21 protein-coding genes are annotated in these 19,593 nt (G+C 58.8%); 19 read left to right on the top strand and 2 right to left on the bottom strand.

Annotated elements, in window-relative coordinates; all coding sequences use genetic code 11:
* Positions 1–32 precede the first annotated feature (32 nt).
* The 15 genes from RBR41_RS04225 to RBR41_RS04295 all read left to right on the top strand — a co-directional run bounded on the left by RBR41_RS04225 (position 33) and on the right by RBR41_RS04295 (position 14,800).
* Positions 33–488, top strand: a complete 456-nt coding sequence (locus RBR41_RS04225; RefSeq protein WP_320351340.1) for a hypothetical protein — start codon at positions 33–35, stop codon at positions 486–488.
* A 348-nt stretch (positions 489–836) separates the two neighbouring features.
* Positions 837–1,607: a DUF4198 domain-containing protein gene (locus tag RBR41_RS04230; protein ID WP_320351342.1), complete on the top strand. Its 771-nt coding sequence runs from the start codon at positions 837–839 to the stop codon at positions 1,605–1,607.
* 170 nt (positions 1,608–1,777) lie between these two features.
* The gene (cbiM, locus tag RBR41_RS04235; protein WP_320351343.1) at positions 1,778–2,410 is read left to right on the top strand and encodes a cobalt transporter CbiM; all 633 of its coding nucleotides are present in this window, start codon (positions 1,778–1,780) and stop codon (positions 2,408–2,410) included.
* A 224-nt stretch (positions 2,411–2,634) separates the two neighbouring features.
* Positions 2,635–3,300, top strand: coding sequence for a cobalamin biosynthesis protein CbiL (locus tag RBR41_RS04240; RefSeq protein ID WP_320351345.1), 666 nt, complete (start codon positions 2,635–2,637; stop codon positions 3,298–3,300).
* Between the two features lie 8 nt (positions 3,301–3,308).
* Positions 3,309–4,073, top strand: coding sequence for a cobalt ECF transporter T component CbiQ (cbiQ, locus tag RBR41_RS04245; RefSeq protein WP_320351346.1), 765 nt, complete (start codon positions 3,309–3,311; stop codon positions 4,071–4,073).
* Positions 4,063–4,806 (top strand): ABC transporter ATP-binding protein, encoded by a 744-nt coding sequence (locus tag RBR41_RS04250; RefSeq protein WP_320351347.1) that lies wholly within the window; start codon positions 4,063–4,065, stop codon positions 4,804–4,806. Before cbiQ ends, RBR41_RS04250 begins: the two co-directional genes overlap by 11 nt.
* Positions 4,807–5,732: 926 nt before the next feature.
* Positions 5,733–6,266 (top strand): hypothetical protein, encoded by a 534-nt coding sequence (locus tag RBR41_RS04255; protein WP_320351348.1) that lies wholly within the window; start codon positions 5,733–5,735, stop codon positions 6,264–6,266.
* Positions 6,263–7,096 carry a sensor domain-containing diguanylate cyclase gene (locus tag RBR41_RS04260; RefSeq protein ID WP_320351349.1) on the top strand — a complete coding sequence of 278 codons (834 nt, stop codon included), beginning with the start codon at positions 6,263–6,265 and terminating at the stop codon, positions 7,094–7,096. Before RBR41_RS04255 ends, RBR41_RS04260 begins: the two co-directional genes overlap by 4 nt.
* A 66-nt stretch (positions 7,097–7,162) precedes the next feature.
* A complete protein-coding gene (locus RBR41_RS04265; RefSeq protein ID WP_320351350.1) occupies positions 7,163–8,236 on the top strand; it encodes an RluA family pseudouridine synthase in 1,074 nt (357 codons plus the stop codon).
* A gap of 81 nt (positions 8,237–8,317) precedes the next feature.
* Positions 8,318–9,682, top strand: a complete 1,365-nt coding sequence (gene der, locus RBR41_RS04270; RefSeq protein WP_320351351.1) for a ribosome biogenesis GTPase Der — start codon at positions 8,318–8,320, stop codon at positions 9,680–9,682.
* Between the two features lie 254 nt (positions 9,683–9,936).
* On the top strand, positions 9,937–11,067 hold the full coding sequence (locus RBR41_RS04275; RefSeq protein WP_320351352.1) for a branched-chain amino acid ABC transporter substrate-binding protein: 1,131 nt from the start codon (positions 9,937–9,939) through the stop codon (positions 11,065–11,067).
* Between the two features lie 119 nt (positions 11,068–11,186).
* Positions 11,187–12,095: an ABC transporter permease subunit gene (locus tag RBR41_RS04280; RefSeq protein ID WP_291303190.1), complete on the top strand. Its 909-nt coding sequence runs from the start codon at positions 11,187–11,189 to the stop codon at positions 12,093–12,095.
* A 2-nt stretch (positions 12,096–12,097) separates the two neighbouring features.
* The gene (livM, locus tag RBR41_RS04285) at positions 12,098–13,321 is read left to right on the top strand and encodes a high-affinity branched-chain amino acid ABC transporter permease LivM (protein WP_320351353.1); all 1,224 of its coding nucleotides are present in this window, start codon (positions 12,098–12,100) and stop codon (positions 13,319–13,321) included.
* Positions 13,318–14,103: an ABC transporter ATP-binding protein gene (locus RBR41_RS04290; protein WP_320351354.1), complete on the top strand. Its 786-nt coding sequence runs from the start codon at positions 13,318–13,320 to the stop codon at positions 14,101–14,103. The genes livM and RBR41_RS04290 overlap by 4 nt, the downstream gene beginning before the upstream one ends.
* Positions 14,096–14,800, top strand: a complete 705-nt coding sequence (locus RBR41_RS04295) for an ABC transporter ATP-binding protein (RefSeq protein ID WP_179979511.1) — start codon at positions 14,096–14,098, stop codon at positions 14,798–14,800. The genes RBR41_RS04290 and RBR41_RS04295 overlap by 8 nt, the downstream gene beginning before the upstream one ends.
* A gap of 418 nt (positions 14,801–15,218) precedes the next feature.
* On the opposite strand, the gene RBR41_RS04300 is transcribed toward RBR41_RS04295, so the two are convergent.
* Positions 15,219–16,271 carry a DUF1848 domain-containing protein gene (locus RBR41_RS04300; RefSeq protein ID WP_320351355.1) on the bottom strand — a complete coding sequence of 351 codons (1,053 nt, stop codon included), beginning with the start codon at positions 16,269–16,271 and terminating at the stop codon, positions 15,219–15,221.
* A gap of 337 nt (positions 16,272–16,608) precedes the next feature.
* On the opposite strand from RBR41_RS04300, the gene RBR41_RS04305 reads away from it, so the two are divergent.
* Genes RBR41_RS04305 through RBR41_RS04320 form a run of 4 tightly spaced genes read left to right on the top strand, consistent with a single transcriptional unit; the run spans position 16,609 to position 18,696 of the window.
* Positions 16,609–16,776 carry a hypothetical protein gene (locus RBR41_RS04305; RefSeq protein ID WP_320351356.1) on the top strand — a complete coding sequence of 56 codons (168 nt, stop codon included), beginning with the start codon at positions 16,609–16,611 and terminating at the stop codon, positions 16,774–16,776.
* Complete coding sequence (queD, locus tag RBR41_RS04310; protein ID WP_320351357.1) at positions 16,776–17,183, top strand: 6-carboxytetrahydropterin synthase QueD; 408 nt, start codon at positions 16,776–16,778, stop codon at positions 17,181–17,183. Before RBR41_RS04305 ends, queD begins: the two co-directional genes overlap by 1 nt.
* A 26-nt stretch (positions 17,184–17,209) precedes the next feature.
* Positions 17,210–18,049, top strand: a complete 840-nt coding sequence (locus RBR41_RS04315) for a WcbI family polysaccharide biosynthesis putative acetyltransferase (protein ID WP_320351358.1) — start codon at positions 17,210–17,212, stop codon at positions 18,047–18,049.
* Positions 18,050–18,072: 23 nt separating this feature from the next.
* Positions 18,073–18,696 (top strand): flavodoxin family protein, encoded by a 624-nt coding sequence (locus tag RBR41_RS04320; RefSeq protein WP_320351359.1) that lies wholly within the window; start codon positions 18,073–18,075, stop codon positions 18,694–18,696.
* 230 nt (positions 18,697–18,926) lie between these two features.
* On the opposite strand, the gene RBR41_RS04325 is transcribed toward RBR41_RS04320, so the two are convergent.
* Positions 18,927–19,415 carry a hypothetical protein gene (locus RBR41_RS04325; protein WP_320351360.1) on the bottom strand — a complete coding sequence of 163 codons (489 nt, stop codon included), beginning with the start codon at positions 19,413–19,415 and terminating at the stop codon, positions 18,927–18,929.
* Positions 19,416–19,593 lie beyond the last annotated feature (178 nt).

Consider the following 19,593-nt stretch of genomic DNA (forward strand, 5'->3'; position numbering starts at 1 on the left):
GTATACTGCGCACCCCTCTGAGGAGAATTTTCATGTTGAAAAAGTTTGTGGCCTTTGTGTTTGTCATGCTTCTGGCCATGCCAGCTCTGGCGGAAGAGCTGAACACCAAATATTTTACTGTCTCTGTTCCCGAAGGATGGAAGACCGTCATGCCTCCCGCCGAAAAGCAGGGCACCACCAGCGCCAGTTTCGCCAATTCCGCCGGGGATGCCTCGGTGACGCTTGTGATCAGCCCCAACAGCGGCGCGGATACCAAAACCATCGCCGACATGTTTGCCGACCAGTTCAAGGCCACCAAGCCCCCTGTTGAAAAGGGCGGTCAGTATACCTTCACCTTTGTGCAGCAGGACATCACAAGTCAGGCATGGGTCGCCTCACAGGGCGACGTGTTCATGCTCACGGTCATGGCTGGCAACCGTAAATCTGCCGCGGCCTTTGTAAAAAAATACGTTAAGAGCGCCGATTATCCGGCATTGCTGCCCAAGTAAGTTTTCGTCTGTTTTGACGAAAAAACGGCCATGTCATCTGCGACATGGCCGTTTTTCATTTGGCAATAAATATCCCCCGGCATATACGCCGTGGCAGTAGACATCATGGCAGTATACGTCGTGGCAAAAAATCCCTTGCTTCCCATCGCTGCCCTGCCGCGAACGCGCAAACGGCCCCTTCAAAGCATGTGCGAACACCTGTTACGGCAGTAACATAGGGCCACCGTATCCAGGTAGACGCCCACAATTTTCTTGCTACTTTTTATTTTTTTGTGCTACATACATCGCATGAGGCATAACGCCGTCAAACATTGTCACGGCCATAAAATTCAACGGAAGGATGCGATTATGTGGAAGTTCTGTTGCGCGTGCTTGGCGCTTGCGCTTTTTTGGGGAACCCAGGCTCAGGCCCATTTTGGCATGGTCATTCCTTCCACCCCCACAGTCACGGACAAAAAAGAATCTCCGCTCAAACTGGACATAGCCTTTGCCCACCCAATGGAGCTGCAAGGCATGCCCATGGCGGAACCCAAGGCATTCACCGTCACTCATGACGGCACGACCGAAGATCTCAAAAGCCTGCTCAAGCCCGCCACCATTATGGGCAACAAAGCCTGGACAGCCGCATACGCCATCAAAAAGCCCGGCGTCTATCAGTTCGCGGTCGAGCCGCAGCCCTATTTTGAACCTGCCGAGGACTGCTTCATCATCCACTATACCAAGACCGTGGTCGCCGCTTTTGGCGAAGAGGAAAACTGGGGGCAGCCGCTGGGCCTCAAGACCGAAATCGTTCCTCTGATGCGGCCCTTCGGCAACTACGCCGGCAATGTTTTTCAGGGCCAGGTGCTGCTTGACGGCAAGCCCGTTCCCGGCGCGGAAGTTGAGGTGGAAAGCTACAACAAGGGCAAGGGCCACACCGCCCCCAACGAATATTACGTCACCCAGGTTGTCAAGGCCGACCAGAACGGCGTATTCACCTACGGCGTGCCCTGGGCCGGCTGGTGGGGCTTTGCCGCACTGAACACGGCTGAAGAAAAAATGAACTATGAAGGCGAAGCCAAATCCGTTGAGCTTGGCGCAGTTATCTGGGTCAACTTTGCGGCTCCCCGCACAAAATAAAAGACGGTTGCACAGTGCGGCAAAGGTGCGCGCCTTCCTGGCAGCGCCCTTTTGAGAAACAGACTCCGGCCCCATACCGTACGCCACGGCATGGGGCCGGATTGCGAAAGCTGACTGTGAAAAATCCCGGAACGCGCCCCAACAGACGACGCTCCAGACAAGGATGATCCATGCATATTGCCGAAGGTGTTCTGTCTCCCCCCATTCTGGCCGCAGGATACGCCCTGACGGCCGTGGGCACGGCCCTTGGCCTGCGCCGCCTGGACTATGACAAGCTCATGACAGTGGCCATCCTGGCCGCGACCTTTTTTGTGGGTTCGCTCATACATGTTCCCATCGGCCCTTCCAGCGCGCACCTTATTCTCAATGGCCTTCTGGGCGTACTGCTGGGGTGGGCCGTCTTTCCCGCCATTCTGGCCGCCCTTGCCTTGCAGGCTCTGCTTTTTCAGTACGGCGGCCTTGTTGTTCTGGGCGTCAATACGTTCACCATGGGCTTTTCCGGGCTCGTGGCCTGGTACGTTTTCCGCAGCCTTGTCCACCTCTGGCCCGGTATGAAGGGTTTACGGGCCGCCGCCTTTTGCGGGGGAGCCGTCGGCGTGCTGGGCGCCGGGCTGCTCACCGCTCTGGCCCTGGCGTGGAGCAATGAGGGCTTTCTTACCGCCGCGCGGCTCATTTTTCTTGCTCACCTGCCGATCATGCTGGTCGAAGGGCTCATCACCATGTTTACTGTGGGCTTTATTGCCCGCGTCCGCCCGGAAATGCTGCACATTTCCCGTGCCGCCCTTCAGCCGGACAAGGCTTGAGCAGCCGGAAAGGAGTTTTCATGTTTTTCCGCAATGCCACTTTATTTCGGACAATCCGTGCAGGACGGGCTGACGGTGCCGCACCCGCTTGCCTGCCTGCGCAGCGACCCTCTGCCCCAGCGCTTGCCCCGGCGCCTGCCCCAGCGCTTGCTCCAGCGCTTGCCCCGGCGCTGCCGTTATCCGCGCCTCTGGCTGCCCTGCTGCTTGCCGCGGCGCTTCTGCTTGTGCTGCAGACGCCCGCCCTGGCGCACCGGGTGAACATCTTCGCCTGGACTGAAGGCCCGCAGGTTGCCGTCAAATGCGGCTTCAGCGGCGGCAACAGCGTCAGGAACGGAGAGGTCACGGTATATGATGCGGCTGACGGCCAGGTTTTGCTCACAGGCCAGACAGATACGGAAGGACTTTTTCGCTTTGATATTCCGCCCAGGGGACGGGAGCACGGCCTGCGCATACGTATCAATGCTGGCGAAGGGCATCAGAACGAATGGCTGCTGGAAGCGGCCGAACTGGCCTCTGCTCCGGCTCCGGCTTCGGCTGCGGCTCCGGCTGCGCCCCGCCATGCCGAAACCACCGCCAGTGCAGCGGCGAAAAACGCTGGCGGCCCCAGCACCGGGCCGCAGCCCGCAAGCACGGGGCTTCCCGCCGCCGCCCCGGAAATTTCAGCTTCCGGCCCTGTGAGCGCCGCAGAAATACAGGCCATTGTGGATGCCGCCCTTGAGGCGCAGGAGGCAAAGTTCTCCGCCCTGCTGGACTCCCGCCTGTCCCCCGTGAAGCGGCAACTTGCCGAAATGCGCACAGACGAACCGGGCATGCGCGAAATCGTGGGCGGCATGGGCTGGTTTGTGGGTCTGGCCGGATTGGCCCTTTACTTCCGTTCCCGGCGGCGGTAACTGTCGGCATGTTTGACCAGCCCTTTGTACGCCCTTCGGCCATACAGCGCATTGACCCGCGTGTGCGTATGGCCCTTGCAGCGCTGACCGCGTTGTGCCTTTCGACGCTGCAGGACGTGACCGCCAGCTGCGCGGGGCTTGGCCTGGGCCTGGCGCTGCTGCTTCTGGCCCGTCCACCCCTGCTGCCGCTGTTACGTCGTCTGGCGGTGATCAACATGTTTGCGGCCTTTTTGTGGTGTGTCACCCCGCTGACCATGCCCGGACAGGAAGTGGCGCGGTGGGGTTTCATAAGCTTGAGCGCCGAGGGTCTGCATCTGGCCCTGCTCGTCACCATCAAGTCCAATGCCATAGTCTGTGTTTTTCTGGCCCTTGTGGCCACAATGGACACGCCAACGGCAGGGCATGCCCTGGAATGCCTGCACTGCCCGCGAAAGCTGGTGTTTCTTTTTCTGTTTACGGCCCGGCAGGTGCATGACATCGCGCGGCAATGGCAGTGCCTGAGCGTTGCCGCGCGGCTGCGCGGCTTTCGCCCGCGCACCGGCATGCACACCTACCGCACAGTGGCTTCCTTGTTGGGACTTTTGCTGGTGCGCAGCTACGAACGTTCACAAAGAGTGCGCGAAGCCATGCTGCTGCGGGGATTTTCAGGCCAGTTCCACTCGGTGGCGGTATTTAAGGCGCGTCCTGTGGACGGCCTTTTTGCCCTCTTGATGCTGCTCTGCCTTGCAGGACTTGTGCTTATGGAGTACCGGGATCAAATCTATGGACTGTAATACAGAAAACAACTGCATCTTCAGCCTCGAAAACATCCATTTTCAGTATGAACGGGATGGCAATATCCGCCAGGTGCTCAAGGGAATTGACCTGGCCCTCCTGCCGGAGCAGCATATCGGTTTTTACGGCCCCAACGGCAGCGGCAAAACAACGCTTTTTCGCTGTATCACAGGCCTGATAACCCCGCAGCAGGGTTGTGTGCGCTTTCATGGCCGCGAAATGCGCGCCGAAAAAGACTTTCACAGCCTGCGCTGCGCCGTGGGCTTTGTGCTGCAACATGCCGAGGATCAGCTGTTCTTTCCCTCCGTGCTTGAAGATGTGGCCTTTGGCCCGCTGAACCTGGGCCTGTCGCCTGAAGCTGCACGCGAGCGGGCGCATGAAACCCTGCGCAACCTCGGACTGGACGGTTTTGAAAACCGCCTTACCCACCGGCTTTCGGGCGGTGAAAAAAAACTGGTCTCCCTCGCGGCAGTGCTGGCCATGCGGCCTGAAGCCCTGCTGCTTGATGAACCCACCAACGGCCTTGATAACGAGGCCCGTGAACGCATCATCGATATCCTGCAAAAACTTCCCACAGCCCGCATCACCATCTCGCACGACTGGGACTTTCTCGCCCGCATATCCACCACCTATCTGACGCTCGCTCACGGCCGCCTTGACGCCTGCGCCCCCAGCTTCAGCCACACGCACGCCCACGCCCACCCCCTGGGCGACGAACCCCACGCCCACTAGAGCATTTAACACTTGAAATGCTCGCGTACGGCAGGCAAAGCCCGCCTACTCGCATTTCGTGGCAAGGATTTTCAGAAAAATCCTTGCAGAGCATTTAACTCATTTCATTCGTAAACTGCTCTAGACACTGTCCAGGGCAACGCTATTTTCAAATTGAAAGGCTTTTGTGTGGGAGGGCCCCTTTTGCAAAAGGGTCCTTCCCCCACGCCCCCACCCCCTAGAGCATTTTGCTTTTGAAACAGTCCCTGTTTCAACGCATCATTCTGGCTAAAAACGTGGTTTGCGCCAGCCATCAGCAGGCTGCTCGCTCTATTAACCAATTGCTGTCTTAATCCGTAGCTTCCTTCGTCGCAACGGCTAAAGCTCGCCAGAATCCACGCCACGTTGTGGCGGCTGCCGCCTTCGCGTCAGCAGAGCAATTTCAAGCGGCAGTCGTTGGCGAGTCTACGAGCCTTACGAATGGCGACAGCATCGCTAGTGAAATTACCCTAAAACTCTTGGTGTGCTCTATAGCGTTTCAAGGTTTTTCTGACCTGATGTGGGGGGGGCAGAGGCAGCGACCAGCCTTGGGCCCGGCAATGCCGGACAGCCCGCAAGACCGCAGAACGATTACACAATAGCTCCATGGAATACTGCGGGAACATTCCACACCAACACCGGCTTTCATTCCGGCATGCCACAAAAATTTCTGAGAATTCCAAACATGATTCATAAACAATTTTGTACTATTACCACTGCGTCTGCGAATACGCCGCCTGGCCGGCACTAGATTTCCGTACAGGTATAAGATATTTTTCCTGGGGCGCCATTCATTTTTGATATAAGTTGCGTAATCCCGAGCAGTATCCGCGCTGGTCAACCTGCACCTGAAACCTCGCCCCAATGCGTTCGCTTTTTGCGAAAAAAACGATGCCAAAGGCTTTGTTATGTCAAAACTGCCATACTCTGGCTCTCAGTTTATACAGCTTGAAACACGCGATCCCATATGGGAATGGCATATTCCTTCAGACAAGCTGTACCTGAGCGCCGGAGCAATCAAGCTGCTGCAATTTGAAGAAAACCTACCGCGCAGCATGAAGGAATTTCTGAGCTATTGTCCTCTGGAGGGCCTCGTACCCTACCTTGAGTCGGTGGAAAAGATTCTTAATGGCTCACAGGGCCCTTTTCTTGAGCTTATTTACATGTTGGGCAAATTTATGGTGCGTGCCCAGATGACGGTTTTACAGCGCGACATTTTTGGCCGTGGCACCATTGTGGTGGGCGCACTGGCCGCCATCGACAGGCAAAGAATCGAACCGACCCTCACTCCTGTTCTGAACAGCCGTTCCCTGATCAATCCCCCGCCCCAAGCTCCGACGCAAGCCGTCTGCTGCTGGCCCTCAACGCTGCCAGTGACGGCCTATGGGATTGGAACCCCATTGACGGCTCGGTATATTACAGCCCGCGCTATCTTTCCATGATAGGCTATACCCACAATGCCTTCCCCCAGGTGGTGGAGTCGTGGACAAGCAGGGTGCATCCCGATGACTTTGAAAACATTGTGCCCATGCAAATACGTATTGTTGAAAGCCCCGATTACGGAGACAGCTTTGAATGTACCTACCGCTTTCTGCGGGCTGACGGCACGTGGGCCTGGATACTGGGCCGCGGCTATGTGACCCAGCGAAACGCCAGCGGCAAGGCCACCCGCATCGTGGGTCTGCACACTGATGTAAGCGCAGGCCAGGCAGACCGGGCGCAGCTTGAAGACCTTGTGCGCAATGACCCGCTCACCGGGCTGCGCAGCCGAACCTACTATGACATGACGGTCGAGAGGCTGGAGCAGCAACAAATACGCCCCGTGGGCATTATCGCCTGTGATATGGACGGGCTCAAGCTTATCAACGATTACCTCGGCCACCCTGAAGGCAGCCAAATGCTTTGCCAGGCAGCGCTTATTCTACGCACCAGCCTTTACGCCCCCGACTGCATAGCCCGCATGGGAGGGGACGAATTCATCGCCCTGTTGCCCGGCTGTACGCAGGAGCAGCTTGAAAAAGCCATTGCGCGCATCAGCAAGGCCTTTGAAACCCACAATGCCGACCCGGACAACATCCCCATCCGCATGTCTCTCGGCGGTGCCTGTGCTGAAGATATGGGCACCTCGCTGGACCAGCTTCAGGTAATGGCGGATCGCAACATGCTGCGTGGCAAACACAAGGAACGCCCCCGGTGGCGCAAGCACATAAAAAAGTGGATTGAAAAAAATACAAACAAGATTGTGCAGATAGAAGACAGCCGCTATATGTAGCGCCTGACATATGCCTCCTGGCGCATGCCTCTTGACGCGGCCCGCGCTTTGAGACAAAGTGTGCCCATGTCGGATGATAACCCTCCCCCTACAATGGCCCTCGACTCTTCCGCAACGGAATGCCCCGTTGTGCATGAGACCGAGAGCGGCCAGAAGTTACTTCAGTTTTTGCAGCGCCGTCTGAACCTCCCCCAAGCCATGCTGCACCGTTGGGTGCGCACGGGACAAGTGAGGATAAACGGTTGCCGATGCAAACCTTTTTCGCGCGTACAGGCCGGTGACCTCGTTCGCCTGCCCCCCTTTGCCATAAAAATGGCCGCGCAGTGCGACGATCCGCTGCCAGCGCCCGCACGCAAACTCCGTAACGATGAAGAAGCTGCAAGCGGCCCTCCGCTGCCTCCTCTTGTGGGCTCCAGCGGCTACCTGTGGGCTTTTGACAAGCCCGCCGGCCTGCCCACCCATCCCGGAACCGGGCATGAAGACAGCCTGACAACCCGCCTGGCCCGGCATTTTGCCAACGCAAGCTTTATGCCCACGCCCGTGCACCGGCTGGACAAGGAAACCTCGGGCATCCTGCTTGTGGCCGCATCCTATGCGGCATTGGACGAAGCCCAGCAAGCCCTTCGCGGCCAGCGCATGGTCAAGGAATACGTGGCATGGGTAGCCGGACGCTGGCCCCACGAAGAAACCTGCCTTGTGCGGCATTTTTTGCGCAAGGACGCGGTACACGGCTTTGAAAAAATGTGCACCGTGGGCGCGGACGCGGCCGACGGTAAAGAAGCCCTTTGCCTTGTGCGCCCTCTGATTGTGGAGGACGGGGCAAGCCTTGTGCAGGTGCGCCTGCTCACGGGCCGCACCCACCAGATTCGCACCCAGCTTGCCAGCCTTGGGCATCCGGTGCTTGGCGACGCCAAGTACGGCCAGGCCAGGCCTGGAAGCCCACTGTATCTGCACGCCCTGCGCATGATCCTGCCGGAAGGCGCGTCCTTTGCCAGCCTGCCCCCCTGGGGAGGCGCGCGTGCCGTGACAGACCTGCCCGACCCCATCGCCTGCGGCGACGACCTGCCCTCGCCGCCACCCCTCTTGTGTGGGGTATTCCCATTGGGCGCCGAAGGTGCTACAATTTCTCTTTTACATTAGAACTCGCACTGGCGGGGCTTTCAAAAAGCGTCCCGCGCACTGCACGCGGCCTTGTTTTCAGGCCGCCACAAGGTTATAGACATGGCTGAAAATCCGCCGCGCATCATTCTTGTGGGCCGCCCCAACGTGGGCAAGTCCACTCTGTTCAACCGCCTTATCCGCAGCAATCGCGCCATCACCCATGACAGGCCGGGCATCACCCGTGACCGCATGGACGGCGTGGTGCGCCGCAAGGACATGCCCGTATTCGGCATTGTCGACACAGGCGGCATCACCCTTGACGCACATGCCATGGTGGTGGAAGGCCCGGAGGGCATCCGCGGCTTTGAGCAGGACATCCTGAACCAGACAGAGGCCGCACTCAAGGACGCCACAGCCGTGGCCTTTGTTGTGGATGGCCGTGACGGCCTGCTGCCGCTGGACGAGCATCTGGCCGCCCACGTGCGGCGCAAGGGGCTGCCGACCCTCTGCGTAGTCAACAAGGTTGACGGCGCGGAACACGAAGACGAGCACATGGCGGAATTTCACGCCCTGGGCTTTCCCCTGCTGGCGGTCTCCGCCGAGCACGGACACAACATGAACGCCCTGGTCGAGGACCTTATTGCCCTGCTGCCCGAAGACAGCTCGGAGGAGCCCCCGGCCCCTCCCACGTTGCGCCTGGCCATGCTGGGCCGCCCCAATGCGGGCAAATCCTCGCTTATCAACGCCCTGTCGGGTGAAGACCGCATGATCGTCTCGGACGTGGCGGGCACTACCCGCGACAGCGTGGACGTGCGCTTTACCAAGAATGGCAAGGACTATGTCTTCGTGGACACGGCAGGCGTTCGCCGCCGCACCAAGATTTCGGACAACGTGGAAAAGTATTCGGTCAACTCGGCCATCAAGTCCACCACCAAGGCGGACGTGACCCTTCTGACCCTGGATGCGGCCGAAGGCGTGAGCCAGCAGGACAAGCGCCTCATGGACATGCTCAACACCCGCAAGACTCCCTTCATGGTTCTTATCAACAAGTGCGACCTTGCCCCCCGCAACGCGCTTGACCAGTTGAGAAAGAACGTCAGCGAACTGCTGTCATTCTGCCCCCATGTGCCCGTCCTGCTGGTTTCCGCCCTCAAGGGCAAGGACATCAACAAGATCTTGCCTCTGGCGCAGAAAATTCATGATGAATGCAGCGTCCGCATCACCACGGGCAAGCTCAACCGCGCCATGGAAGAAGTGCTCACGCGGCACCAGCCTCCGGTGGTCAAGCGCGTGCGGGCCAAATTTTTCTATCTCACTCAGGCCGAATCCGAGCCGCCGACCTTTGTCTTTTTTGTGAGCGACGCGGAACGTGTGCCTGAAAGCTACACCCGTTACCTTGAACGGGCGCTGCGCAAAATCTTCGAAATCTCGCACGCGCCCATGCGTATCCACCTGCGCTCAAGCCACAAAAAGAAAACAGCGTAAGCCTGCACGGGCAGTTCGCCTTTACCGGCGTGCCACTGCGCAAACATACAAGAAGTCCGAATGCGGAACATCCGCTTCGGACTTCTGTTTTTACCCCGCCGCAGCCACCCCTTTTTTCCGCCCATCCCCCATGCGGCACTTGACAAACGCGGCGGGCTCGCATTGACAGAATGCCCGCAATAAGGCAATAGAAAATCCTTCATCTAATATGACGTGCAAAGTCTGCGCGCACAATTTTCTCGTAGGAGGGGCAGATGAAAAAAGGTATGACATGGCTTGCCGCAATGGCTGTCTGCGTGACGTTGGCCGCGCCTGCTCAGGCTGCTGATCCCATCAAGATCGGCGTGCAGGGGGCTCAGTCCGGCGACCTGGCTTCTTACGGCGTTCCCAGCTTGAACGCGGTAAAAATCGTTGTGGATCAGGCCAACGCCAAGGGCGGTCTGCTTGGCCGCACCATTGAAGTTGTGGCGCAGGACGACCAGTGCAAACCCGAAATGGCCACCAACGCGGCCACCAAACTGATTTCTGAAAAAGTCAACGCTGTTGTCGGCCCCATTTGCTCCGGCCCCACCAAGGCTTCGCTGCCCATGTTCCAGGAAGCAGCCCTTATCGCGGTGTCGCCCACGGCCACCACGCCCGGCCTGACTGAAGAAGGCAAGAACCCGCTCTTCTTCCGCACCGTGGCCAATGACAATGCCCAGGCCGCGCTGACCAGCGACTTCATGCTCAAAAAGCTCAAGGTCAAAAAGGTCGCCTACCTGCATGACAACGGCGACTACGGCAAGGGTTTTGCCGACAAGAACCGCGAAATCATGGAAAAAGGCGGCACGGAAACCGTGCTTTTTGAAGCCGTTACCCCCGATGCCGTGGACTTTTCCGCTGTGGTGCGCAAACTGCGCCGCGCCAAGCCCGACATCATCGTTTTCGGCGGCTACCAGCCCGTGGCCTCCAAGCTGTTGCAGCAGATGCGCCGCGACAACCTGAAGACCCCGCTCATCGGCCCCGACGGCGTGAAGGATGAAACCTTCCTCAAGATGACCGGCAAGGACAGCGAAGGCACCTATGCCTCCTATCCCAAGGACACCAGTACCCTGCCCGAGTACAAAGCCGCGCGTGAAGCCCACATCAAGGCTTTCGGCAGCGAGCCTGGCTTTGGCTACTACAATGCCTATGCCGCCGCCCAGTGCCTGCTTGCCGCCATTGAAAAGGCCGGCAGCACCGACACCGCCAAGGTCAAGGACATTCTGCGCGACAACAAGGTGGACACCCCGCTTGGCAAGATCAGCTTCAACGCCAAGGGCGACGCCGCCGGTATGGGACTTTCCATTTACCAGGTCAAGGACGGCAAGTTTGTGGAACTCGACCACAGCATCGTTCTTCAATAAATGATCATGGGGGGCGCGGCCTAGGTCGCGCCCCCGTTTTCACACGCATTTTCGGCCCCGGTCGACGGCAATAACGGAACTTACGCCAGAGGCGCACCCGCTCTGGCGCGTGGGACGGCATGGACATCCAATTTTTTATAGAACTTTTCTTTGGTGGACTCACCAGAGGCAGTATCTATGCGCTTATAGCTCTGGGCTATACTCTTGTGTATGGCATCATTGAGCTTATCAACTTTGCGCATGGTGAAATTTATATGCTTGGCGCTTTCACGGCCCTTCTGGTCGCCGGAGCTCTGGGCGTTTACGGCTTTCCTGCCGGGGGCATACTGGTTGTTGCCGCCCTTGCGGCCATTGTCTGGTGTGCGGCCTATGGCTTCACCCTTGAAAAGGTAGCCTACAAGCCTCTGCGCGGCGCGCCGCGCCTTTCGCCGCTGATTTCGGCCATTGGCATGTCCATCTTTTTGCAGAACTATGTGCTGCTGGCCCAGACAGCGGACTTTGTGCCCTTTCCCAATCTGCTTCCCGAAATGAGTTTTCTTGACTATATCGATAACGTCATGGGGCCCAGCGACTTTCTTATTCTGCTGGTCAGCACTCTGGCCATGTTGGCCCTTACGCTCTTTATCCGCTACACCCGCATGGGCAAAGCCATGCGCGCCACGGCGCAAAACCGCAAGATGGCGCTTTTGCTTGGCATCAACGCCGACCGCATCATTTCGCTGACCTTTATCATCGGCTCCTCACTGGCGGCCCTGGGCGGCGTGCTCATTGCCTCGCACATGGGGCAGGTCAACTTCGGCATCGGCTTTCTTGCGGGGCTCAAGGCATTCACGGCCGCAGTGCTCGGCGGCATCGGCTCCATCCCCGGCGCCATGCTCGGCGGCCTTGTGCTGGGACTGGCCGAAAGCTTCACCACTGGCTATTTTTCAGGCAACTATGAGGACATGCTGGCCTTTGCCATTCTTATCCTCATCCTTATTTTCCGGCCCGACGGCATCCTCGGCAAAGCCAAAGTGCAGAAGGTGTAGCCATGCAAAGAGTCATCAAGGCCGCCATTGCGGCACTCTGGTTCATGCTGCTCACCCTGCCCGTTCTTGGCCTCAAGCTGAACACCATTGAACGCACCGTCACCTGGCGGCTGGATCGCATTGCGCTTTTGGGCATTGCCATCTTTGGCCTCGCCCTGTTGTGGGACTGGTGCTTCTCGCGCAAGGCAAGAGGCCTGGCCATCATCAAACTGCCTGCCGGTTTCGGCATTGGCCCCGCCATGGCCGCGCTTTCGCAAAAGCCCAAGCTCATGGCGGCCAGTCTGGCTGCTTTGGCGGCCGTCATGATTATCATGCCCATGGTGAGCTCCTTCTACCAGACCAACATCATGATCTCGGCCCTGCTCTACGTGATGCTGGCCCTTGGTCTGAATATCGTGGTGGGTCTGGCCGGTCAGCTTGTGCTGGGTTATGTGGCCTTTTACGCCGTGGGCGCGTACGCCTACGGGCTGCTGCACCAGTTCTTCGGCTTTGGCTTCTGGATGTGTCTGCCCATCGGCGGCTTTGTGGCCGTTATCTTTGGTCTGGCGCTGGGCTTTCCCGTGCTGCGTCTGCGTGGCGACTACCTCGCCATTGTCACGCTCGGTTTTGGCGAAATAGTGCGTCTGGCCCTGCAAAACTGGACCACCCTCACCGGCGGGCCCCGCGGCGTGAGCGACATTCCCCGCCCCGGCCTTTTCGGCATGCAGATGGACATCAACACCAGCACCACCTACGTGTACTATCTCGTGTTGGTGGCCGTGGTCATTACCATTGTGGTCATCAGCAGACTCAAGAACTCGCGTGTGGGCCTTGCCCTGCAAGCGCTGCGTGAAGACGAGATCGCCTGCGAGGCCATGGGCATCGATATCATGCGGGTCAAACTTTCCGCCTTTGCCCTCGGTTCGTGCTGGGCAGGCTTTGCCGGAGTGATTTTTGCGGCAAAGACCACCTATATCAATCCGTCAAGCTTCACCTTTATGGAATCGGCCATGATCCTGTCCATGGTGGTGCTTGGCGGCATGGGATCCATCACTGGCGTTGCCATAGCCGCGTTCATTCTCATTCTTGCGCCGGAATATCTGCGGGCCTTTTCGGAATACCGCATGCTTATCTTCGGGGCCATTATGGTTATTATGATGATTTTCCGGCCTCAGGGTCTTATCAGCGGCGAACGCCGCAGATACCGCATCAGCGCCCTCCACGACGCCGAAGGAGGCCGCCAGTGAAACCCGTACTTGAAGTGCAGGAGCTTTCTCAGGATTTTGGCGGCCTGCGCGCGCTCAACGAGCTGTCGCTCACGGTCAACAGCGGTGAGATTGTGGCCCTTATCGGCCCCAACGGCGCGGGCAAGACCACGTTTTTCAATTGCGTGACGGGCATCTACACCCCCACAGAGGGCAAGATGTTTCTGCACGACAGCCAGGGCGAGCCGCAACTGCTCAACGGCAAGAAGCCCCACACCATCACCGCCATGGGCATGGCCCGCACCTTTCAGAATATCCGCCTTTTCGGCGACATGACTGTGCTCGAAAACGTCATGATAGGCCGTCACTGCCGCACCAGGGCTGGCGTTGTGGGGGCCATCCTGCGGGACGGGCGCACCCGGCGTGAAGAGCAAGAAAGCATCGACGCCAGTTACGCCTTGCTGGAACTGGTGCGCTTGCAGGACTTCTGGAACGAAGCGGCCCGCAACCTGCCCTACGGAGCGCAGCGCCGCCTTGAAATTGCCCGCGCGCTGGCCACCGAGCCGCACATGCTGCTGCTGGACGAACCCGCCGCAGGCATGAACCCACAGGAAACCAATGAACTCAAGGAACTGGTCTGCTCCATTCGTGACGACCAGCAGCTTTCCATCCTGCTGATTGAACACGATATGGGCATGGTCATGTCCCTTTCGGATCGCATCTACGTTATGGAATACGGTTCGTGCATCGCCACCGGCAAACCCGAAGAAATACGCGCCAACCCGCGCGTCATCAAGGCATACCTGGGAGAAAGCGATGCTTGAGCTGCGTAATGTTGATACGTTTTACGGCAATATTCAGGCCCTGCGCGATATTTCGCTCAAGGTGGAAGAAGGCGACATCGTAACCCTCATCGGGGCCAACGGCGCGGGAAAATCCACCACCCTCATGACCGTGTGCGGCATCAACCGCCCCCGTCAGGGCGAGATTTTCTGGTATGGCAAACCCATACATACCCTGCCCCCTCACGAAATCGTGGCCCTCGGCATTTCGCAGGTTCCCGAAGGCCGCCTGATTTTTCCCGACCTGAGCGTGCGCGAAAACCTGGATCTTGGCGCTTTTCTGCGGCAGGACAAGGAAGCGGTGAAGGACGACCTGGACTACGTGTTCAGCCTTTTTCCCATCCTTGCGGAACGCCGCAAGCAGGCCGGGGGCACCCTTTCCGGCGGCGAACAGCAGATGCTGGCCATCAGCCGCGCCCTCATGGGGAGGCCCAAGCTGCTCCTGCTGGACGAACCCTCGCTGGGGCTTGCCCCCATTATCATTCAGCAGATTTTTTCCATCATTCAGAAAGTCAATGCCAACGGCACCACGGTCTTTCTGGTGGAGCAGAACGCCAACCAGGCCCTGCGCATCGCCACGCGCGGCTATGTGATGGAAAACGGCCGTATTGTCATGAGCGACAGCGCCGCCAATCTTTTGAAAAGCGAAGAAGTGCGCACAGCCTATCTGGGCATGTAGCGCACAGCAGCTTCGGCTGTCTGGATAAAAATATAGCGCGGCGTTCATTACGAACGCCGCGCTTGTTTTTTGGCAGTTTTTTAGGGCAACTGTTTAAAATGCTTTGTGGGGGAGGGACCCTTTTGTAAAAGGGTCTCCTCCCCCACACCCCCTCCCCCTAAAACTTTTATTCCCTTCCGGAGCCTGCTACCTTTTTCAAAGGTAACAGGCTCCGGAAGGAACCAGAATATAGGCGCGCGGCCACGGCTTATTTTAGAGCAGTTTACGAATGAAATGAGTTAACTGCTCTGCAAGGATTTTTCTGAAAATCCTTGCCACGAAATGCGAGTAGGCAGGCTTTTGCCTGCCGTACGCGAGCATTTCAAGTGTTAAATGCTCTAGGTAAGCTCTGATTAAAGAGCCTCCTGGAAACGTTGATTTATTCTCTGCCTCCCGGCAGTTCGGCTATGGATTCCCCGTCTACAGAATGGGCCTGATAGCTCCTGCGCGCCGCCGCTTCCGAAGTATTGGCGTAGCAGTACACACAGCCGTGGGGGCAGGTATTGTACTGGCCGATATCCTTGCAGGGCACGCACAAACAGGTGGGCCGCTGGCCGGGGTCACGGGGGTACTCCGTCCCCAGAGCGGCGCCGAAAACGCCCGACGCACCGGGCAAAAGCATCTGCTCGCTGACGCTCATGCCGAAAAGATCCAGCACGTCTGGATGACGGCGGGTCAGTTGAAGTATGAGTTCAGGATCAGTGCAGCGGTTATGCTCCACTCCCTGGGCTGACAAATCCGCCTTTTCGCCGCAGGTGGCGGCCCGCATGCCGTGCCGCGCGCAGATTGCCGCTATGGCCGCCGCCATACGGCGCATTTCATCGGGCGTAAAATCGCGCCAGGCCATGCCCTTGCGCCGCAGATTTTCCGCCACCTTGCGGTAGGGGGCGATGTCGGCAAAACTGAAGACGAGCTTTGTGGTGCAACCCGCCAGAGCTTGCGCCAGCCGCTCCACCCGCTCCAGCAAATCCTCGCAGGAAAGCATGCGGCCGCCGGGATTGGCGGCCAGCATAAGAGGGTCGAAACGCCACACCACACGATCCGGCCCCACCGCTTCCGCCAGACGCCGGAATGTCTCCACCCGACGCTCCAGCGGCGGCACCCCCGGTTCCCAGCCTTCGGCCTCGTAGTCGTTGAGCGTGTATTGCACGTAAGAGGCAAGGCCGCGCGCCTCCACGGCAGGCAGATGCGCAATGAGGGGCAGCGGATTTTTGCTCCAAAAAACCACTGCCCGCGCCCGCACCATGGAGACGTACTGCGGCTTGCCGCTGAAGGGATTTACCCAACACGCATAGCCAGCCTCCAGCCTTTTCATGAACCAGGGCATATAGAAGGCGGGAATGTCCGTGGCGCGGCTCACCGCCAGCAGGGTGGGCGCTACGGCCCGCACGGGGCCGGACGCGGCAGTGATGGTGACAAGAGGCCATTTCATGCGGGCAGTGTGTCAAGGGTGCGGGCGGCCGTCAATACGTGCATGCGAGGGATGCCGGGGGCACATATGCCCTGCCGACGGGCACGCTGCCATACGCGCATGCGGGAGCCGCCAGATGTCACGCGTGCCGCCGCCGGAGTCCTGCAGGCTTCCACGCGCCGCCCGCCGCCCCTCCGGGGCGGGGTAACGTGGTGCCCGACCGCACAAAGGTACCCTGCCCGACGCCGTCACGGCAGACACGGGGGGACGCCGTAAGCTTGTTTTGACAAATTTCATGCAATTGCTATTGTCTCAACAGAGCACCATACTGATAAAACTTTAAACACCTTGGTATTGCATGTCTTTTCTTTCATGGCTGCAACGCGTCTTCACACCTCCTTCCACTGGCGGTCATGACCTCGATAGCGGGGGTCAGGGTCTTCAGTGGAACCAGAACGTCCGTATCGTGCTGGCCATTATCATCGTCATAATCTCGGCCTTCGTGGTCTACAGGATACTGTCCTGATGTCAAAAAAACTCTGGCGTCTTACTGTGCGTGATGATTTCTCCGCCGGGCATGCCCTGCGCCACTATGAAGGCAAATGCGAACGCATGCACGGCCACAACTTTGCCGTGGAGCTTACCGTTGAGGGCAGCCAGCTTGCCGCTGGCACGGAAATGCTGCTGGACTTCAAAGTCCTGAAAAAGGGCCTCAAGGCCGTGCTCGACGCCCTGGACCACCGCCTGCTCAACGAAACCCCGCCCTTTGACCGCATCAATCCCTCGTCCGAAAATCTGGCGCGCCATATCTGGCAGGGCATGCAGGCGCATCTGGCCGCCCACGACGATCCCCAGGCCCGACTGGTGCGCCTGCACAGCGTCACTGTTTCAGAAAAGGGCGCTCAAAGCGCCACCTATCTGGAAACGGACTAGCGGCATCGCCCTCGCGGAGCGCTCCAATGCCACAGGCCCTCTGTCTTCTGCACGCCAATTGCCAGGGCGAAGCCCTGCTGCCGCTGCTGCAGAATGCTCCGGCCTTTGCGCGGCGCTTTGCCCTCCGCCACTACGTCAATTACACGCGGGAGCATATCGACAGCCAGGATTTGAGCCAGTGCGCGCTCTTTCTGTATCAGAGGCTGGCCCCCAAATGGGGCGACATTTCCACGGAGCAGATTCTTCCCCGGCTGCCCAAAAACTGCCAGGCTATTGAAATTCCCAACCTTTTCTTCAAGGGTTACTGGCCGTTCTGGACCAGCAAAACATCCATCAATTTTGGCGACAGCCTGCTGGAAAGCCTGCTGGAGCGTGGGCTGAACCCGGAAGAAGCGCTGCATGTCTACCTGCGCGCGACACCGGGCCTGATGGGCGACGTAGCCGCCGTGGCGGAAGAAAGCCTTCGCCGCGAGGAAGAAAAACAGGCTCAAAGCCCCATTGTCTGCGCGCCCCTGCTGCGCGAGTTGTGGCAAGAGGAGCAGCTTTTCATTACCGTCAACCATCCGGGCCGCACACTGATGTTCCACATGGCCGACAGCCTGTTGCGCCTGCTCGGGCTTGGCGGCCTGCCACAAGCCGCCCGCCGCGCCTACACCCATCCCCTTGAGGACTTCTGGCTGCCCATACACCCCAAAGCGGGCGCGCTGCTGGGCCTGCCATTCGCCAGCCCCGCACGGCGCTACCCCGTCTACCAGACCAGCCTGACCCATGCCCAGTACACGAGCTGCTATCTGGCATGCAAAAGCCACGATACGCCGGATTTGATAACCTTTTTAAAAAACCTGCCGCCCAGGCCTACCGCCTGAGCAGAGAACAGAAGGAGTTCTTCATGAAGGTGCTTCTTATCAACGGCAGCCCCCATCCCAAGGGCTGTACTTTTACGGCGCTGTCCACCGTTGCGGCGCAACTGAAAAAAAACGGCGTTGAAAGCGAACTGATCCAGATCGGTTCCAAGGCCATACGCGGCTGTATCGCCTGTGGAAAATGCAAGGATACGGGCTACTGCGTTTTCAAGGACGACCCCGTCAATGAAGTCATTGACCTTTTGCGCGCCGCCGACGGTGTGGTCGTGGGCTCGCCCGTGTACTACGCTGGCCCCAATGCCACCCTCTGCGCCCTGCTGGACCGCGCGTTCTTCATGAAGTCCGCGCCCTACGCCTTCAAACCTGCGGCGGCCGTCGTAAGCTGCCGCCGTGGCGGGGCCAGCGCGTCCTTTGACAGACTGAACAAATACTTCACCATTGCCCGCATGCCCGTGGTCGCCTCCCAGTACTGGAACTCCGTGCATGGCAACAATGCCGAGGAAGTTGTGCAGGACAAGGAAGGCATGCAGATCATGCGCACCCTAGGCGACAACATGGCCTGGCTCATCAAGTGCATTGCCGCCGGCAAGGCCGCCGGAATCAACCCACCCGCCATTGAAGCCTGGGAAGCCACCAACTTCATCCGCTAACCGTACTGTACTGTTACGGTGATATGCTTTGTGGGGGAGGGACCCTTTTGCAAAAGGGTCGCCTCCCCCACGCCCCCACCCCCTAAAACTCTTATCGTATTGTAGCAGAGCACAAAGCGCGTCGGCCAGAACGGAGTCAGAGCAATGCCAAGGTGGCGGCCAGAACGCACACAAGCCCGGAAGGCCTTTGGCCTTCCGGGCTTGTGTGCAAGATGTATCCGGCGCGCCTGTTACGGCTTCAAAGGCACAAGAGCCTTGTAGGGGCCACGCATTTTGTAAATAAAGTCTGCCATTTTCAGGTCGCCGCTGGCCAGCATCATGAGCAGCACTCCAGAGGATTTGTCCTCGCGCACAATTCCATACCCCTTGACGCCCTGCTGCTCGAAAGTGAATTCCCATTGCCCCTGACGCAGCACCGGGGTGCTGCCACCCAGCCGTTGCGCATTGGCCCTTGCGGCGGCTTCGGCTTCTCCGGCTTTGGCGGGCCCCACGATAATGAGTATCGAGGACTTATGCTCCTTTTGCCCAAGCAGAACCTGAATGGCATCCTTGACCTTGCTTGGCCCGTTGACTACGACCCAGTCGGCAGGCAATTCGATGCTGTAATATTTTGTCGTCACAGGCACGGCATGGGCGCTGCCAGCCAGAGGAGGCAGAACCATCGCGGCCAACAGGCAGAGCATTGCCCATGACATTTTGAAGCGGCAAAAAGACTGCATGGCGTTCTCCAGTATTTTCCAAAGTAATTTCATGATGAAGATGCCCTGACAAACGCATGGGCAGGCACGGCGCGCAGTTGCAAAAACGGTTTCAGCCTGGCCCTTAGGGCCGCAGGCCTTGCAGGGCCAAGCCGCAGGCCTTACGGGGCGGGCCGCAGACCTTGCGGAGCGGGGCCGC

The sequence above is a fragment of the Desulfovibrio sp. genome, from assembly GCF_034006445.1.
Taxonomy (GTDB): domain Bacteria; phylum Desulfobacterota; class Desulfovibrionia; order Desulfovibrionales; family Desulfovibrionaceae; genus Desulfovibrio.

What these genes read in the sequence shown, in the direction of transcription:
- livM (WP_320351353.1), top strand. Translation starts at nt 12,098, where the DNA reads ATGCAAAGAGTCATCAAGGCCGCCATTGCGGCACTCTGGTTCATGCTG.
- RBR41_RS04280 (WP_291303190.1), top strand. Translation starts at nt 11,187, where the DNA reads ATGGACATCCAATTTTTTATAGAACTTTTCTTTGGTGGACTCACCAGA.
- cbiM (WP_320351343.1), top strand. Translation starts at nt 1,778, where the DNA reads ATGCATATTGCCGAAGGTGTTCTGTCTCCCCCCATTCTGGCCGCAGGA.
- RBR41_RS04300 (WP_320351355.1), bottom strand. Translation starts at nt 16,271, where the DNA reads ATGAAATGGCCTCTTGTCACCATCACTGCCGCGTCCGGCCCCGTGCGG.
- der (WP_320351351.1), top strand. Translation starts at nt 8,318, where the DNA reads ATGGCTGAAAATCCGCCGCGCATCATTCTTGTGGGCCGCCCCAACGTG.
- RBR41_RS04305 (WP_320351356.1), top strand. Translation starts at nt 16,609, where the DNA reads ATGTCTTTTCTTTCATGGCTGCAACGCGTCTTCACACCTCCTTCCACT.
- RBR41_RS04265 (WP_320351350.1), top strand. Translation starts at nt 7,163, where the DNA reads ATGTCGGATGATAACCCTCCCCCTACAATGGCCCTCGACTCTTCCGCA.
- cbiQ (WP_320351346.1), top strand. Translation starts at nt 3,309, where the DNA reads ATGTTTGACCAGCCCTTTGTACGCCCTTCGGCCATACAGCGCATTGAC.
- RBR41_RS04275 (WP_320351352.1), top strand. Translation starts at nt 9,937, where the DNA reads ATGAAAAAAGGTATGACATGGCTTGCCGCAATGGCTGTCTGCGTGACG.
- RBR41_RS04295 (WP_179979511.1), top strand. Translation starts at nt 14,096, where the DNA reads ATGCTTGAGCTGCGTAATGTTGATACGTTTTACGGCAATATTCAGGCC.
- RBR41_RS04260 (WP_320351349.1), top strand. Translation starts at nt 6,263, where the DNA reads ATGATAGGCTATACCCACAATGCCTTCCCCCAGGTGGTGGAGTCGTGG.
- RBR41_RS04320 (WP_320351359.1), top strand. Translation starts at nt 18,073, where the DNA reads ATGAAGGTGCTTCTTATCAACGGCAGCCCCCATCCCAAGGGCTGTACT.
- RBR41_RS04315 (WP_320351358.1), top strand. Translation starts at nt 17,210, where the DNA reads ATGCCACAGGCCCTCTGTCTTCTGCACGCCAATTGCCAGGGCGAAGCC.
- RBR41_RS04325 (WP_320351360.1), bottom strand. Translation starts at nt 19,415, where the DNA reads ATGCAGTCTTTTTGCCGCTTCAAAATGTCATGGGCAATGCTCTGCCTG.
- RBR41_RS04255 (WP_320351348.1), top strand. Translation starts at nt 5,733, where the DNA reads ATGTCAAAACTGCCATACTCTGGCTCTCAGTTTATACAGCTTGAAACA.
- queD (WP_320351357.1), top strand. Translation starts at nt 16,776, where the DNA reads ATGTCAAAAAAACTCTGGCGTCTTACTGTGCGTGATGATTTCTCCGCC.
- RBR41_RS04250 (WP_320351347.1), top strand. Translation starts at nt 4,063, where the DNA reads ATGGACTGTAATACAGAAAACAACTGCATCTTCAGCCTCGAAAACATC.
- RBR41_RS04230 (WP_320351342.1), top strand. Translation starts at nt 837, where the DNA reads ATGTGGAAGTTCTGTTGCGCGTGCTTGGCGCTTGCGCTTTTTTGGGGA.
- RBR41_RS04225 (WP_320351340.1), top strand. Translation starts at nt 33, where the DNA reads ATGTTGAAAAAGTTTGTGGCCTTTGTGTTTGTCATGCTTCTGGCCATG.